The sequence below is a fragment of the Streptomyces sp. Je 1-369 genome (assembly GCF_026810505.1).
Classification (GTDB): Bacteria; Actinomycetota; Actinomycetes; order Streptomycetales; family Streptomycetaceae; genus Streptomyces.
Window position 1 is genome coordinate 2,032,182 of record NZ_CP101750.1, and the last position, 15,444, is coordinate 2,047,625.

The 15,444-nt window shown below is 71.6% G+C and carries 11 protein-coding genes and 2 pseudogenes; 5 read left to right on the forward strand and 8 right to left on the reverse strand.

All coding sequences use genetic code 11. The features are described 5' to 3' along the window. Positions 1-99: 99 nt before the first annotated feature. Together NOO62_RS09245 and NOO62_RS09250 are read right to left on the reverse strand one after the other, a co-directional pair. Positions 100-726, reverse strand: coding sequence for an NUDIX domain-containing protein (locus NOO62_RS09245; RefSeq protein WP_268770411.1), 627 nt, complete (start codon positions 724-726; stop codon positions 100-102). A gap of 85 nt (positions 727-811) precedes the next feature. Beyond that, complete coding sequence (locus NOO62_RS09250) at positions 812-2,506, reverse strand: CTP synthase (protein WP_268775532.1); 1,695 nt, start codon at positions 2,504-2,506, stop codon at positions 812-814. A 443-nt stretch (positions 2,507-2,949) separates the two neighbouring features. Between NOO62_RS09250 and NOO62_RS09255 the strand changes: the two genes are divergently transcribed. From NOO62_RS09255 to NOO62_RS09265, 3 genes and pseudogenes are all read left to right on the forward strand, one after another. After that, a complete protein-coding gene (locus NOO62_RS09255; RefSeq protein WP_268775533.1) occupies positions 2,950-4,761 on the forward strand; it encodes a glycoside hydrolase family 15 protein in 1,812 nt (603 codons plus the stop codon). A 67-nt stretch (positions 4,762-4,828) separates the two neighbouring features. Beyond that, positions 4,829-5,218, forward strand: a complete 390-nt coding sequence (locus tag NOO62_RS09260) for a transposase (protein ID WP_268775534.1) — start codon at positions 4,829-4,831, stop codon at positions 5,216-5,218. Between the two features lie 9 nt (positions 5,219-5,227). Next, positions 5,228-5,476: pseudogene (locus tag NOO62_RS09265) on the forward strand (tyrosine-type recombinase/integrase); the annotation flags it as partial. 106 nt (positions 5,477-5,582) lie between these two features. On the opposite strand, the gene NOO62_RS09270 reads toward NOO62_RS09265, so the two are convergent. Continuing rightward, positions 5,583-6,251: a hypothetical protein gene (locus tag NOO62_RS09270; protein WP_268770412.1), complete on the reverse strand. Its 669-nt coding sequence runs from the start codon at positions 6,249-6,251 to the stop codon at positions 5,583-5,585. A gap of 336 nt (positions 6,252-6,587) precedes the next feature. Then, positions 6,588-6,876: pseudogene (locus tag NOO62_RS09275) on the reverse strand (IS5/IS1182 family transposase); the annotation flags it as partial. A 223-nt stretch (positions 6,877-7,099) separates the two neighbouring features. On the opposite strand from NOO62_RS09275, the gene NOO62_RS09280 reads away from it, so the two are divergent. Beyond that, on the forward strand, positions 7,100-8,743 hold the full coding sequence (locus NOO62_RS09280; protein ID WP_268770413.1) for a PucR family transcriptional regulator: 1,644 nt from the start codon (positions 7,100-7,102) through the stop codon (positions 8,741-8,743). A gap of 27 nt (positions 8,744-8,770) precedes the next feature. On the opposite strand, the gene NOO62_RS09285 is transcribed toward NOO62_RS09280, so the two are convergent. The 4 genes from NOO62_RS09285 to recN form a co-directional block, all read right to left on the reverse strand. After that, a complete protein-coding gene (locus NOO62_RS09285; RefSeq protein WP_268770414.1) occupies positions 8,771-9,907 on the reverse strand; it encodes a glycosyltransferase family 4 protein in 1,137 nt (378 codons plus the stop codon). Between the two features lie 239 nt (positions 9,908-10,146). Next, a complete protein-coding gene (locus NOO62_RS09290) occupies positions 10,147-11,220 on the reverse strand; it encodes a hypothetical protein (protein WP_268770415.1) in 1,074 nt (357 codons plus the stop codon). A gap of 65 nt (positions 11,221-11,285) precedes the next feature. Further along, complete coding sequence (locus tag NOO62_RS09295; protein WP_268770416.1) at positions 11,286-12,047, reverse strand: hypothetical protein; 762 nt, start codon at positions 12,045-12,047, stop codon at positions 11,286-11,288. A gap of 75 nt (positions 12,048-12,122) precedes the next feature. Further along, positions 12,123-13,850, reverse strand: a complete 1,728-nt coding sequence (gene recN / locus NOO62_RS09300) for a DNA repair protein RecN (RefSeq protein ID WP_268775535.1) — start codon at positions 13,848-13,850, stop codon at positions 12,123-12,125. Positions 13,851-14,085: 235 nt separating this feature from the next. On the opposite strand from recN, the gene NOO62_RS09305 reads away from it, so the two are divergent. Further along, positions 14,086-15,441, forward strand: coding sequence for an ABC transporter permease (locus NOO62_RS09305; RefSeq protein WP_268770417.1), 1,356 nt, complete (start codon positions 14,086-14,088; stop codon positions 15,439-15,441). The last annotated feature ends 3 nt before the right edge of the window (positions 15,442-15,444 follow it).

A 15,444-nucleotide genomic window follows, 5' to 3' on the forward strand; every position in this document is an offset into this window, starting at 1 on the left:
TAGTTCAGGCCCTGTGGCGGTTCCGGTCGCACGGCGCGCACAAGTCGCCCGATCGGATCAGTGGATCGTCATACCGGAACCTGTGCGCTTCCCCGGGGACTACGCGTCGAAGGGCCGGGCGGGCCAGGGCGCCTCGGCCGGGCGCAGCGCGTCGAGGCCGTCGCCCTGCTGGGCCGCGACGAGCGACAGCACACCGACGACCAGGCAGTTGTTGTGCAGTTCACCGGCGAGCACACCGCGTACGAGCTCGTCGAGGGGCACCCGGGCGAGCTCCATGTCGGACTCCTCCTCCTCGACCTCGAACCGCTCCCCCTCGGCCTCGGACAGATCGCGGGCCAGGAAGATCCGCACGGCTTCGTCGCAGCCACCGGGGGTGGTGTAGACGTCGGTGAGGACACGCCAGTCCTCGGCCTTGACGTGCGCCTCTTCGTAAAGCTCGCGCTGGGCGGCGTGCAGGGGGTTCTCACCGGGGATGTCGAGGAGGCCCGCGGGGATCTCCCAGAGCTTGTGGCGGACCGGGTGGCGGTACTGGCGGATGACCAGGACGCGGCCCGTGTCGTCGAGCGCGAGGACGGCCACGGAGCCCGGGTGGACCTGGTAGTCACGGCGGACGACCGAGCCGTCGGGCATGACCACGTCGTCGGTGCGGACGGAGGTCTTGTTTCCGACGAACGGGGTCTCCGTCGCCGTGACCTGCCACTCCTCGGCGGTGTCCTTGATCGTCATGTCGCCCTGTCCTCCCACACGTGCAAAAAGAAACCGGGGTGCGCGTCTCGTGGACACGCACCCCGGCAACCGTACAGCTCCGGTGTTACTTGCCGGACTTGCCGCCGGACTTCCGCTCGCCCTGCTGGCGCTCGACGGCGGCCTTCACCAGGCCCGCGAAGAGCGGGTGCGGGCGGGTCGGACGGGACCGCAGCTCGGGGTGGGCCTGCGTGGCCACCAGGTAGGGGTGGACCTCACGCGGGTACTCGACGTACTCGACGAGCTTGCCGTCGGGGGAGGTGCCGGAGAACAGGATCCCGGCCTTCTTCTCCAGGTCCGCGCGGTAGGCGTTGTTCACCTCGTAGCGGTGGCGGTGGCGCTCCTCGACGTACTCCTTGCCCTCGTACACCTCGCGCACGATGGAGCCCTCGGCGAGCTTGGCGGGGTACATGCCCAGGCGCATCGTGCCGCCCATGTCGCCCTCACCGGCGACGATGTCGAGCTGCTCGGCCATGGTGGAGATCACCGGGTGGCCGGTGGCCGCGTCGAACTCCGTGGAGTTCGCGTCGGGGATGTCCGCGAGGTTGCGGGCGGCCTCGATGACGATGCACTGCAGGCCGAGGCAGATGCCGAGCAGCGGCACCTTGTTCTCGCGGGCGTACTGGATCGCGCCGACCTTGCCGGACACACCGCGGTCGCCGAAGCCGCCGGGGATCAGGATCGCGTCGCAGTCGGCGAGCTGCTTCTTGGCGCCCCCCGGGGTCTTGCAGTCGTCCGAGGTGACCCACTTGACCTTGACGCGGGCCTTGTTGGCGAAGCCGCCCGCGCGCATGGCCTCGGTGATCGAGAGGTAGGCGTCGGGCAGGTCGATGTACTTGCCGACGAGCGCGACGGTGACCTCGTGCTGCGGGTTGTGCACACGGTCGAGCAGGTCGTCCCACTGCGTCCAGTCGACGTCGCGGAACGGCAGGTCGAGCTTGCGCACCACGTAGGCGTCGAGGCCCTCGGTGTGCAGCACCTTCGGGATGTCGTAGATCGACTTGGCGTCGATGGCGGCGACCACGGCGGCCTCGTCGACGTCGCACATCAGCGAGATCTTGCGCTTGATGGCGGTCGGCACCTCGCGGTCGGCGCGCAGGACGATGGCGTCCGGCTGGATGCCGATGTTGCGCAGCGCGGCGACGGAGTGCTGGGTCGGCTTGGTCTTCAGCTCGCCGGACGGGCCGATGTAGGGCAGCAGCGAGATGTGCACGACGAAGACGTTGTCGCGGCCGACCTCGTGGCGGACCTGGCGGACGGTCTCCAGGAACGGCAGCGACTCGATGTCGCCGACCGTGCCGCCGACCTCGGTGATGACGACGTCGACGTCGTCGGTCGCCATGCGGCGGATGCGGTGCTTGATCTCGTTGGTGATGTGCGGGATGACCTGGACGGTGTCGCCCAGGTACTCGCCGCGCCGCTCCTTGGCGATCACCTGCGAGTAGACCTGGCCGGTGGTGACGTTGGCCGAGCCGTCGAGGTCGACATCGAGGAAGCGCTCGTAGTGGCCGATGTCCAGGTCGGTCTCGGCGCCGTCGTTGGTGACGAACACCTCACCGTGCTGGAAGGGGTTCATCGTGCCCGGGTCGACGTTCAGGTACGGGTCGAGCTTCTGCATGGTGACGCGAAGGCCCCTGGCCTTGAGCAGCGCACCGAGACTCGACGCAGTCAGGCCCTTGCCGAGGGAGGAGGCGACACCCCCGGTGACGAAGATGTGCTTGGTCGTCGTGGCTGTGCTGTTTCGAAAAGCAGCGGGCTGCATAGCCAAAGGGGGGCTCCCGTGGTCGCGGTCTGAAGGGTGCGTACCGGCGCTCTCGCCTGAGGTTCGGGGAGGTGCCGTCGCTGCGGTTCGGGGGTTCTATGACCACCGGCTCACGGGCTACCAGGGTATCAGCGCCGGACGGAGCCCGCGCCCGGCCACGCTCCGCCATCAGGCGCACACAACTCGGTCACCAGACCCGCACGCCCCCATTTTTCCCCGCCGCACCGCCTCTCACCTGCCGCTCACCCGTTCGGCGGAGCCTCGTTGCCGGGAGGGGCGCGCAGATCACTAGGGTGCGTCGTATCCTGCTCGGACAATCGCTGCCGAGCCCATCCGGCACACGGCACCATCCCGCCTTGCACCCGGAACAAGCGCTCGTCGACGATCACTTGACCGCTGACCTGTAAGCGCCCCGCGGGGCGAACGTGGCCGTTCGACTGGAGATAGACGTGGCCGGGCGCATCGAGGACTACGCACTCATCGGAGACATGCAGACCGCAGCCCTGGTCTGCCGGGACGGCACAGTCGACTGGCTGTGCCTGCCCCGCTTCGATTCCCACGCCATTTTTGCCGGCCTGCTGGGCACCGAGGAGCACGGCTTCTGGCGCCTTGGGCCCGCACACGAACCGGACGCGCAGCCACCCACTGCCGCGCGCCGCAGCTACCGCGGCGACTCCCTGGTGCTCGAATCCGAGTGGGACACGACGCGCGGAACCGTCCGCGTGATCGATTTCATGCCTCCGCGCGACACCGACGCGCCGCAGCTGGTGCGGATCGTCGAGGGTGTCAGCGGCCGGGTGCCGATGCGCTCGGCGCTGCGGATGCGTTTCAGTTACGGCCGTGTGGTGCCCTGGGTGCACAAGGTCGACGGACGCACCGTGGCCGTCGCGGGCCCCGACTCGGTCTGGCACGACGCCGATACCGAGACCTACGGCAAGGACCTGACGACGTACTCCGACTTCACCGTCTCGCCGGGTGAGCGGATCGCGTTCACCATCTCGTGGCAGCCGTCCCACAAGGACCAGCCGGCGCTGCCGGAGCCCGAGAACGCGCTCACCGCGACGGAGGACTTCTGGCGGGATTGGGTCGACCACTGCACGTACCACGGCCCGTACCGGGAGGCCGTGGTCCGCTCGCTGATCACGCTCAAGGCGCTCACCTACGCGCCGACGGGCGGCATCGTCGCGGCGCCGACCACCTCGCTGCCCGAGGACGTCGGCGGCTCCCGCAACTGGGACTACCGCTTCACCTGGCTGCGCGACGCGGCGATCACGCTCTCCTCGCTGCTGCGCACCGGCTACCGCGAGGAGGCCCGCGCCTGGCGCGAGTGGCTGCTGCGGGCGGTCGCGGGCGACCCGGAGAACCTGCAGATCATGTACGGCATCGCGGGCGAGCGCGAGCTCGGCGAGACGGAGCTGGACTGGCTGCCGGGGTACGAGAACTCGCAGCCGGTCCGTGCGGGCAACGGCGCGGCGGGCCAGCTGCAGCTGGACGTGTACGGCGAGGTGACCGAGGCACTGCACCTGGCCCACATGACGGGCCTGGCCCGCAACGACTACGCGTCACTCCTCCAGCTCAAGCTGATCCGGTATCTCGAGGACCACTGGGACGAGCCGGACGAGGGCATCTGGGAGGTGCGCGGTCCGCGCCGCCACTTCGTTCACTCGAAGGTGATGGCGTGGGTCGCCGTGGACCGCACCATCAAGCTCATCGAGTCCGGTGACGCGGACGGCCCGCTGGAGGAGTGGCACAAGCTGCGCGACGACATCCACCGGGACGTGTGCGAGAAGGGCTACGACCAGGAGCGGAACACCTTCACGCAGTCGTACGGCTCGAAGGAGCTGGACGCCTCGCTGCTGCTGATTCCGCAGATGGGCTTCCTGCCGCCGGACGACAAGCGCGTCATCGGCACGATCGAGGCGATCCAGCGGGAGCTGTCCACGCCGGACGGGTTCATCCTGCGCTACCCGACCTCCAGCGACGAGGAGAACCTGGACGGCCTGGAGGGCGATGAGGGCGCGTTCCTCGCCTGCTCGTTCTGGATGGCCGACGACCTCGCGATGATCGGCCGGGTCGACGAGGCCCGCAAGCTCTTCGAGAAGCTCCTCGCCCTCCGCAACGACCTGGGCCTGCTCGCCGAGGAGTGGGACCCGCGCCTCCAGCGACAGGTCGGCAACTTCCCGCAGGCGTTCAGCCACGTGCCGCTGATCGACACGGCGCTGCGGCTGACGGCTTCGGGGGCGTACGGGGGCTAGCGCGTGTTCCTTTGATGGGTTGGTCTGCTGATCGGATGTATCCGTCCGATCAGTGATCACCGATGTGGTGCGGGACCGGATCGAGCCGTTGACGCCGGCGGATCCGGTCCGCGGCCGGCGATGGGCCGACCACCGCCGCACCCTTGAGGCCATCGCGTGGAAGTACCGCACCAACTCGCCCCGGCGGGACCTGCCCGACAAGCTCGGCTCGTTCCAGACCGCTCACAAGCGGCTGATCGGATGGATTGTGTCAGTGGACTCCACGGTTGTCCGGGCACCCGCACGCTGCCGGAGCACTCGAAAAAAGGGGGGCGGTCCGCACCGGCGAGCCCGCCGATCACGCGCTCGGACGCTCTCGCGGCGACCTGAGCACCAAGACCCACCGGCCGCACACGGCCTCTCGCCTTCACCGTCACCGCGGGCCAGGCAGGAGACGCACCCGCCTTCGAGACGGTGATGTGTCCGTCGACTCCTCTACCGTGCCGGACTCCGGACGATCCGCTTCCACGACCTCCGACACTCGACGGCCACTCTGCTCCTGGAACGAGGCGTCGACCTCGTCGTCATCAAGGAATTCCTCGGGCACGCCCACATCGGCGTCTACGCCCACTTCCGGCTCAGCCTCCAACGCCAAGCCATCGACACCCTCGGCAACGCCCTCGGTTCGGGCGACGATGCCCCCGACGCCCCACCCACCGCAGCCGTCGTCCGCTGACGTTGCCGCCACCGTTGCCGTCAAACAGCCAAGGTGCCCCGCCGGAATCGATCCGGCGGGGCACCTTGTGGATGAAATGCGCGGTATTTCAGGACCCCCTATGAGATTAAGAGGTCGCGGTTGACACCAAGTCCCTCATCTGTACAAGGAAAGGCATACCTTCCCGTTCGGCGCGCATTGCAACATCACGGAACAGGAGCTTCTCGTCAGACTCATCAGCACCAGACAGGAGGGCGATGTCCCGCACTTGCTGCCCGTAGTGAGTCATCAAACTGTCCCAAGAAACGTTGCCTTCGACGCCTGGACGTTCGGCCTCGCCTTCCGCCCAAACAGAATCAACCTCAAGAGCGCCAAAAATGGCATTGAATGCGCCACTTCGCGATTCTTCAAGGTAGGCACGCAACGCCAGAATCGCGGTAGAAATTGACTCCACAGCCAAAGCTTGCGCGAGGCCAACTTCATCGACCCTGTTGATCGACTCAAGGTCTGACTCTGCACTCCTGATCGCAGCCTCAAGCCTGGGAGCAAGTTCGACGGCAGAGGCGCCCGGCCTGGCGCGCAGAACTCGCCACGTCCCCACCAGGCCATCGTGAACCAAGCCGTATCCTTGGAGCTCGGCGTGGGCCTCACTGTATGCCTGATAAACGGGAAGAGTCCGGTGGGCTGCAGCCAGAGAGAGCACGAGGACTCTCTCCAGGGCCAGCTCGCCACACGCTGTCTCGATCCGGCCAATCTCTTCCTTTGTGAGCATTTGCACCCCTTCCGATGCCGCCACGATCGAGAGTTACTTTACGCCGGGCGGAAGCCAAAGAGCAGTCCTAGGGCTCACAAGTGTCGCACCCTGGTTTGTCAGAAACTGAGAACAAGCAGGACAGAAAGGTCTGCTGGCCGCAATCCCACCAGGACTAAGACCTAGGTGCTGAGCTGCAGTTACTAGCTTTACTTCAGCATGCGCACCATTACTAATCGATATAGCCAATTCTCCAGCGTCAAGAGAATCAGCCCTTTGAACCAGAGTGAGGTTATGGACCGTGGCCTGCTGGACTGTCCACTGTTTGACCGCGCTGACCTGCACGTGGGTGCCGGCGCTCGTGCGCAGCCACTGGCCGACCCGCAGGTCGGCGGCGTCCACCCACTCACGGAGTTCCGTGGAGTCCACTGACACGGTCCAGTCGATGTCGTCGTCGGCCTCCGCCGCTGCCGCCAGGACGGCGGTGAGGACCATCTCCCAGGTGCCGTCCACGGCCCATCCGATCAGCCGCTTGTGAGCGGTACTTCCACGCGATGGCCTCAAGGGTGCGGCGGTGGTCGGCCCATCACCGGCCGCGGACCGGATCCGCCGGCGTCAACGGCTCGATCCGGTCCCACACCACATCGGTGATCACTGATCGGAAGGACACATCCGATCAACAGACCAACCCATCAAAGAAACACGCGCTGGGCCCTCGGCACCCGGCACCCGCACCCCGCCCCCTGCCCCCCTATGGCGTACGTCACAGGTGGGCAGGGGTCTCCGCAAGTGCCGCGCGGAACCCACGAGTTGCCGGGCCGCCATCGCACCTGGCCGGCCGTGTGATCGTCCGGAGATGTTCGCCGGAGGTGCGCCCCGGTAGCGTCCGAGCCATGGACAGTCAGGGCACTCAGGGCGGCATCACCGTGCAGCGCGCGCTGGAACTTCCGGGGCTGCGCGGCGGGCTCCCCGAGGTCGTCGCGGGTGCGGAGCGGCTCCAGCGGACCGTGCGGTGGGTGCACGCGGGCGAGGTGCCCAACATCGCCTCGCTGCTCAAGGGCGGCGAGCTGCTGCTCACCACGGGCCTCGGGCTCGGCGCCCGCCCCGCCGAGCAGCGCGCCTTCGTGCGCAAGCTCGCCGAGCGCGGCATCGCGGCGCTCGTCGTCGAGCTGGGCCCGCGCTTCGCACGGCTGCCCGCGGCGATCGTGGAGACGGCGCGCTCTGCGGGCCTCCCGCTGGTGCAGCTGCACCGGGAGGTGCCGTTCGTCACGGTCACCGAGGAAGTGCACACCGAGATCGTCAACGGCCACTACGCGCTCCTCCAGCAGGCCGAGGAGGTGCACCGGCGCTGCACGGAGGCGCTGCTCGGCGGGGGCGGCACACCGCAGGTACTGGCGATCCTCGCTGAGTTCAGCGGCAACCCGGTGTTCCTGGAGACGGCGGACGGCCAGCTCCTGTACGCCGCCGGGGCGGGCACCGAGTGCGCGGACCCGCTCCAGGTGTGGGAGGGGCTGCGGGGGCGCCCGGTGGACCGTGAGGGCCCGCCCGCGAGCGCGGTCATCGTCGACGTGCCGGGCGGGGGTCCTGGCGCGGGATCGGTGCGGGCCAGGCTCGTGCTGCTCGCCGTGGAGTCGGCGCCGCTGCCGGTGCACCGCATCGCCGCGGAGCGGGCGGCGAGCAGCCTCGCGGTGGTCCTGATGCAGGCCCGCCAGGAGGAGGAGCTCGCCGCGCGCGGGCGCGGCGACTTCCTCACCGACCTCGCGGAGGGCCGCATCGCGGCCGATGACGCCCCCGCGCAGGCCCGCGTCCTCGGCTTCCGGCCCGGCGCGGCCGACAGTCCGCTGCTCCCGGTGGTGATGCGGCTCGCGGACGGGTTGCCGACCGGTGGCGGGTGGGCGGTCCTGGCGCGGGCGGTCGCGGAGGAGCTGGCGTCGGTGGGGGTGCCCGCGCTGCTCGGCGTACGTCCCGTGGAGGGGCGGGTGCCGCTGCTGCTCGGGCTGCGCTCGGAGTCCGAGCGGACCGCGGTGGCGGACCGGGTCGCCGCCGCGCTGCGGGCCGGTGTCGAGCGGGCCGGGATGCAGCGGCCGGGGGCACAGCCGCCGGTCGTGGTGGTCGGGGTCGCGGGCGGCTGGGCGGCGGCGTCGGCGGGGCTGCGGCACGCCGCGGAGACGGCGACGGCCGCGCAGGGGCTCTCCGACCGGCCCTGGTACGACGCGCGGCGGCTCGACATCGACCTGCTGCTGTGGCGGCTGCACCGGCACGACGAGGACGGGGTCCTCGCGGCGTTCGTGGACCGCGCGATCGGCCCGCTGCGCGCCCACGACCAGCGTGCGAAGCCGCCGCTGCTGCCGACGCTGCAGACGTATCTGGCGCATGCGGGGCGCAAGGCGGAGACCGCGCGGGAGCTGCATCTGAACCGGCAGACCCTGTACAACCGACTCGCGAGGATCAGTGAGCTGCTGGGCACGGATCTCGACGACCCGCAGACGGTGCTCGCGCTGAGCCTGGCGCTGCGGGCCCGCAGGCACGTGGCGTAGCACTCCGGAGGGGCCTGTCGGCCCTCATCAGGTGTACGGCAGGGGTTGCGTCAACTCGTCGTACACGCTCAGGACTTGAGTGACCGTTTCGTCCTCGGTCGGCCACGTGGCGGCCTGGGCCGCGCCCCTGGCCGCGAGTTCCGCCCGGCGTACGGGGTCGGCGAGGAGGCGTACAACGGCGGTGGCGAGGGCCTCCGCGTCGCCGTACGCGACGAGTTCGGCCGCGTCGCCGACGAGTTCGGGGATGCCGCCGATGGCGGTCGCCACGAGCGGCACGCGCGCGTGGAGCGCTTCCTGGGCGAGCACGGAGCGGGACTCCCAGCTGCTCGGCAGTACGGCGAGGTCGGCTGCCGTGAGGAGTTCGGGGACGTCGTCGCGCCGCCCGACGAGCCGCACCGGCAGCAGCTCCTCCTCGATGCGGCGTTGCAGGGCGGCCCGTTCGGGCCCCTCCCCCGCGACGACGAGCAGCGGCGGCGGGTCCAGGTGGCGCCACGCGCGCGTGGCGTCCAGCAGGACGTCGTAGCCGCCGCCGCGTTCGAGGGCGCCGACGGCGAGGATCAACGGCCGGTCCACGGCGCCCACTTCGGCGCGGGCCTTGTGCAGGAGGCCGTCGGGTTCCTCGGCGGGCTCCGGGCGGCGCGGCGCGGGCAGGGCGACGGCGGCGAGGCGGGCGTCGCGTGCGCCCCTGCTGCGGGCCCGGTCGACCAGATCGGACGAGGTGCCGAGGACGACGGCCGCGGCCCTGGCGACGCGCCGCTCCAGGAGGTGCAGCAGGCGGCCGCGGGCGCCCTCCGCCTGCGCGCGGGTGTGCCAGGTGACGACGAGGGGGACGCGGCGGCCGGTGAGGGCCAGGGCGGCACGGAGGGCGGCGTGCAGTCCGTGCGCGTGCACGAGGTCGGCGTCGGCGCAGGCGGCGCGGAGTGCGGCGACGGAGGCGGGGTCGCCGCTGCGGGGCACGGGGATGTGGCGGGCGCCGGCGCCGGTGAAGTCGTAGGTGCGGGCGGCCTCGTCGGGGGCGCACACGGTGACGCGCAGCCCTCTGGCGGTGAGGCCCGCGGCCAGCGCTCTGACGTGCGCGCTGCTGCCCGCGCTGCCACCTCCGAGGACCTGAACGGTGTGCAGCGGCGTCTGTCCGTGCGGCGAGTGGCTGCTCACGTGGCTCACGTGGCGGGGGCTCCTCGGTCTGCGTCGGTGGGTGCTCGGACGGGTACTCGGGCAGATGCTGCGCCAAGGATGCCAGGAGGCACGGGCGTTCCGGCACTGCCGAAAGGTCACTTCCGCATTTGGCGGGGCAACTCCGCGAACGGGATCACCCACACGGGGGAGAGATATGGGAGGTTGCGGACAACTCGCGGGGCGGGCGGGGTGTCCGGCACAGTCCATGGAGCCTGTGTCGGAAGTCCCTAGAACGGCTCTCCGAACGGGGCGTCCTCCATGAGGTCGTACACCGCGCGCAGCCAGGGCGCACGGACGGCGGGCAGCCGGGCCAGCGTATGGAGGAAGACCCGCCGGTCGGGTGCGAACAGCCGCGTCGGGTACAGCGGCAGCGGATCGTCGCGGTAGACGCCGTCGGGCAACCCGCCCGTCGCCGGAACCGGCAGCTGTACGCGGGGGAAGGCCACACCGAGCCACACGTCGGCCTCGAGCGGCACGACCGCGACCTCGGGGTCCGAAGGCCGCCAGACCTCACCGGTCCGCGGATGCCACGGCACCAGGGCGATGTCGGGGTCCCCGACGGCCGCGGGCAGTCCTGGCCCGGCCGGAACGAGCCGCCGCGCCGCGGGCCCCGGCGGGAGCAGCGCGTCGAGCGCACGGCCGAACGTGTCCGTGAGGATCCCGTCGGGCAACGCCACCGGCGCGCCCGCCGACGCCGCGAGCAGATGGGCCAGCGCCGCGCCGACCGCTGCCTCCCACTGCGCGTCCCACCCCCCGTACGGCTCGACCGGCGGCGGCGCCCCGTACTCCTGCGCGAGGGCGTCCCAGTCGGCACCGGCGTCCTCGGGCTCGGCGCACGCGTCGCCGTCGGGGACACGGCGTACGGCATCCGGAACGAACCACACCGTCTGCCACAACGAGCAGTCGTCGATGCGGGTCGCCACCGCGCTCCCGCACCGCTCGCAGGCCAGGTTCGGGCCGTCCCGCCCGTCGAGCCCCATGCAGTAGCCGTCGCACCGCTCGGGGATCAGGACGGTGCCGCGGGTGTCCCCCGGTGCGACGACGACCGCGCCGGGGGCGGCGAAGGACAGCCGGTGAACGGGCGCGAACACGCCACGCTCCGCCGCCGCTTCCGCCCCGATCTCGCTCCAGGGCCGGTAGGGCAGCCCGAACGGCTCCGGGTCGACGGCGTACGTGCCGGACTCCATGAGCGCGGGGAGCAGCTCGTGTCCGTACGTCTGATGGGCCCGCGCGGGAAGCGCGACCCGCTCGACGGGCCGGGTGAGCACGGCATCGCACCGCACGCACGTGAACACGACCACGCCCGATACCCCCGGTTCACCCCTTATGCGTCCCCGAACCGTCAGACCCTGACCCGCCGCGACGATCATGATCCAACCCTTTTGTCCGCGTACGCCGCCACGGCCACCAGAGCCGCCGCGTGGGCGGCCAGACCCATGCGGCCGTTGCCCGCGACGACGGCCGTGCCGAGGGCCGCACCCAGGGCGTGCGCGCCCGCGTCGCCGAGCATCGTGCGCTCGCCGAGGTCGTCGGGCAGGACGGCGGCCGCGGCCCCCATGGACGCGGCGGCGATCGCCGCGCCCGGCCCCTTGCGCAGCAGCCCGGGCGCGGCAAGCGCCAGCACGGCCGCACCGGCCTGACCGGGGCGTACGTCCACGAGGTTCACGAGGTGGGCGGTGCCCGCGACGACCACGCCCGCGAGTGCCTTGTCCACGGGCCGTTCCTTGAGGAGGGCCCCGGCGGCGAGCCCCGCGGCGGAGATTCCGAACAGCTTCACGGCGCCGCTGGTGATCTCGCCCTTCCGCAGCGCCCCGAGGTGCGCCCGGAACCCACGGCGCGGGTCTCCGGCCCCCGCCATGTCGTCGTAGCCCCCGCAGGCACCGGCGCCGAGGACGGCCAGTACGGCGGCCGCCCGCGGCCTCGCGGGCAGTGCGGCGACACCGACGGCAGCACCGATGGCGACGGCGGGCCCGGCGTACAGGTCGACGCACCTGCCCGCGTAGTTCTTCCGTGTCCACCGCTCGGCCCCACCGGGCGCGAGGGACCGCAGCGCGGCGGTCCCGGCACGGGTGGCGGCAGCGGCGACGGCCGCGGCGCCCAGCCGCGACCCGAGCTTGCGTTCGATCATGCGGTCACCCTATGGCGCGGCCACGAACGCCCTGTCCGCCGCCCGAAGCCCCGTCACCCGCCGCGCGTCACCTGGTCACCCGTCACCCCGGGCCGTCGCCAGCAGCTCCTCCGCGTGGGCCCGGGCCGTCTCCGAGTCCTCCTGTCCTGCCAGCATGCGCGACAGTTCACGCACCCGGTCCTCGCCCTCGAGGACCTGCACTCCGGAGCGCGTCACCATGCCGTCGTTGGTCTTCTCCACCAGCAGCTGCCGGTCGGCGAAGGCCGCGACCTGCGGCAGATGGGTGACGACCACGACCTGTGCCGACTTGGCGAGGCGTGCGAGGCGCCGGCCGATCTCGACCGCCGCCTTGCCGCCGACGCCCGCGTCGACCTCGTCGAAGAGGTACGTCGGGACGGGGTCCGTGCCCGCGAAGACCACCTCGACGGCGAGCATCACGCGCGACAGCTCACCGCCCGACGCGCCCTTGGCGATGGGCCGGGGCGGGGCGCCCGGGTGCGGGGCGAGCAGCAGCTCCACCTCGTCGACGCCCGCGGGCCCGTACGCGACGGTGCGGCCGCCGACCTCCACGCCGTCGGCGCCCTCCGGAACCTCCGTGCTGCTGATGGCGATCGACACGCGCGCGTGGGGCATCGCCAGCGAGGCGAGCTCTTCGGTGACGGCCGCCGCGAACCGCGTGGCCGCCTCCTGACGGGCGTCCGTCAGCGCCTGGGCGAGCCCGGCGAGTTCCGCGCGCAGCGCGTCGCGCTCGGCGGTCAGCTCCCCGAGCCGGTCGTCGTCGCCCTCCAGCTCCGTGAGGCGCGCCGCGCCCTCCTCCGCCCACGCGAGGACGGCGTCGATGTCCTGGCCGTACTTGCGGGTGAGCTGCGTCAGGGCGGCCCTGCGCTCCTCGACCGCGGAGAGCCGCAGCGGGTCGGCGTCCAGGTCGTCGGCGTACCCGGCGAGCTCGCCCGCCACATCGCCGAGCAGGATCCCGATCTCGCCGAGGCGGTCGGCGAGGGCGGACAGGGCGGGGTCGTGGGAACGCACGGCGTCGAGGGCCCGTGAGGCGCCCGCGACCAGCGTCGAGGCGTCCACGATCTCCGGGTCCTCGGGGTTGCCCGCGAGCGCGGCGTGCGCGGACGTGGCGGCGGAGGCGAGCGCCTCCGCGTGACCGAGCCGTTCGGCCTCGGCGGCGAGTTCGGTGTCCTCGCCCGCACGCGGTTCGACGCCCGCGATGTCCTCCAGGCCGAAGCGCAGCAGATCCGCTTCCTGGGCACGCTCCCGCGCGCGGGTGGTGATCTCCTCGACCTCGGTGGTGACGGCCCGCAGTCTGCGGTAGGCGGCCGTGTACTTGGTGAGTGGCCCGGTGACGGCGTCGCCCGCGTACCGGTCGAGGGCGGCGCGCTGGCGGGCCGGTCTGAGCAGGCCCTGCTGGTCGGTCTGGCCGTGCACGGCGACGAGGTCGTCCGCGAGTTCGGCCAGCAGGCCCACGGGCACGGAGCGCCCGCCCAGGTGCGCCCGGGAGCGGCCCTCCGCCGAGACGGTACGACTGATGAGCAGCGCACCGTCGTCGAGCTCGGCCCCGGCCTCCTCCGCGCGTGCGACGGCCGAGGCGCCGGCGGGCACGGCGATGCGCCCCTCCACCACCGCCGACTTCGCGCCGATCCGCACCAGGGCGGGGTCGGCGCGCCCGCCGAGCAGCAGGCCAAGGCTGGTGACCACCATCGTCTTGCCCGCACCGGTCTCACCCGTCACGGCGGTGAAGCCCGGTGACAGCTCGACGACCGCGTCGTCGATGACTCCGAGCGACCGTATCCGCATCTCCTCCAACACGGACAAGACCTTACGAGGTCAGAGGCCCGGTGTGCGACGGGCCCTGGGCCCCTCCTGTGAAGACGCAGGTCGAAGCGGCGCACCGGACACGGCTGTCACCCGCTGGAGTGGGCCTCCGGAACAGGCGACCTTCCCGTACCGCCGTGGGGTGGGGCTACCCCCCGCAAGATCCACCGGTTCTCCACATGGTCCCGCTCCCCCACCCGGCGAGACCATGATCCACATGGCAACTGGACTGGCCCGGGCGGCCCTGCGCGCGCACCGCCCGGCTTTCGTGGGGACGGCGGTGGCCGCGCTCTTCGCGGCGACCGTGGTGAGTGCGTCGACGATGATGCTGGGCACGACGAGCACGGACCGTGCGGGCCTCTCCGCCGCGGCCCGCAGACAGATCGCGGAGAACGGCGTGGGCGACATGGCCGTCGTCCTGCTGATCGGCTCCATCTACATGTCGATATTCGTGGTCGTGTCGACCATGGGCACGGCCGTCACGCAGCAGCACCGCGAACTCGCGATGGTCCGCTCCATCGGCGCCAGGCCCCGCCAGATCCGCCGCGCGGTGGCCGCGCAAGCCCTGGCGGCCTCGATCCCCGCGGCACTCCTCGGCTTCGTGCTCGGCGGCTTCGGCGCGCGATGGTGGCACGCGGGCATGGTCGACCACGGGCTGCTGCCCGCCGAGGCCGACTTCCGTTTCAGCTGGCTCGCCCTGCCGGTGTGCCTCGGCGTGGCCGTGGTGACGACGACGCTCGCCGCGCTGCTGTCCGCCCTGCGCTTCTCCCTGCTCCGCCCGGCCCGCGCCCTGAGCGAGGCGGCGACGGGCCGCAAAGGCCTGGGCCTGCTACGGGCACCACTCGGCGTCCTGGCGGTGGCCGGCGGCTGCTCCGTCTCCGTACTCCTGTCCCATGAGTCCCCCAACGAGGCGGGCGAGGGCGCCTTCCTGGTCCTCATCCTCTTCTGCGTGGGCGCGGGCCTGCTCGGTCCCCGCATCATCGGCCCCGCGGCCTGGCTGGTCTCGGCGGTGGTCGGCCGGTTCGGCCCGAGCGCGCGCCTGGCGATGCTCAACGTCCGCTCACAGCCCCGCCGCTTCTCCGCGGCGGTGGTCCCGCTGCTCCTGGTCGTGGGCTTCGGCCTCACCAAGATCGGCATGCATACGACGGCCCAGCACCACACGGGTTCGGCGGGCGACCGGGGCGAGGTCTGGCTCGACTACGTCGGCACGGGCCTGTACGCGGGCTTCGCCGCCATCGCTGCGGCGAACACCCTCGCCATGATCTCCTTCGAACGCCGCCGCGACGTGGCGCTCCTACGGGTCGTGGGCAGCGGGCGGGCGCAGGTCGGGGCGATGGCGGCGTGGGAGGCGGCGGTGGTGGCGGGAACGGCGCTACTCCTCGGCACGGCGATCGCACTGGCCACGCTGGCCCCCATCCTCAGCACGGCGTTCGGCTCAGCACTCCCGTACGTGCCGTGGCCGGTCCCCACAGCCCTGGCAACGGCCACGCTGCTTCTCACCCTCCTGGCAACGGGCGTCCCCGTACGAGCAGCGATGCGAAGGCAAGCGATCTCGGTACTGAGCACAACGTAAAAG

Excerpts from the sequence above, each read along its gene's own strand:
- NOO62_RS09245 (WP_268770411.1), bottom strand. The coding sequence starts at position 726 with ATGACGATCAAGGACACCGCCGAGGAGTGGCAGGTCACGGCGACGGAG.
- NOO62_RS09250 (WP_268775532.1), bottom strand. The coding sequence starts at position 2,506 with ATGCAGCCCGCTGCTTTTCGAAACAGCACAGCCACGACGACCAAGCAC.
- NOO62_RS09280 (WP_268770413.1), top strand. The coding sequence starts at position 7,100 with ATGGACAGTCAGGGCACTCAGGGCGGCATCACCGTGCAGCGCGCGCTG.
- NOO62_RS09295 (WP_268770416.1), bottom strand. The coding sequence starts at position 12,047 with ATGATCGAACGCAAGCTCGGGTCGCGGCTGGGCGCCGCGGCCGTCGCC.
- recN (WP_268775535.1), bottom strand. The coding sequence starts at position 13,850 with ATGCGGATACGGTCGCTCGGAGTCATCGACGACGCGGTCGTCGAGCTG.
- NOO62_RS09305 (WP_268770417.1), top strand. The coding sequence starts at position 14,086 with ATGGCAACTGGACTGGCCCGGGCGGCCCTGCGCGCGCACCGCCCGGCT.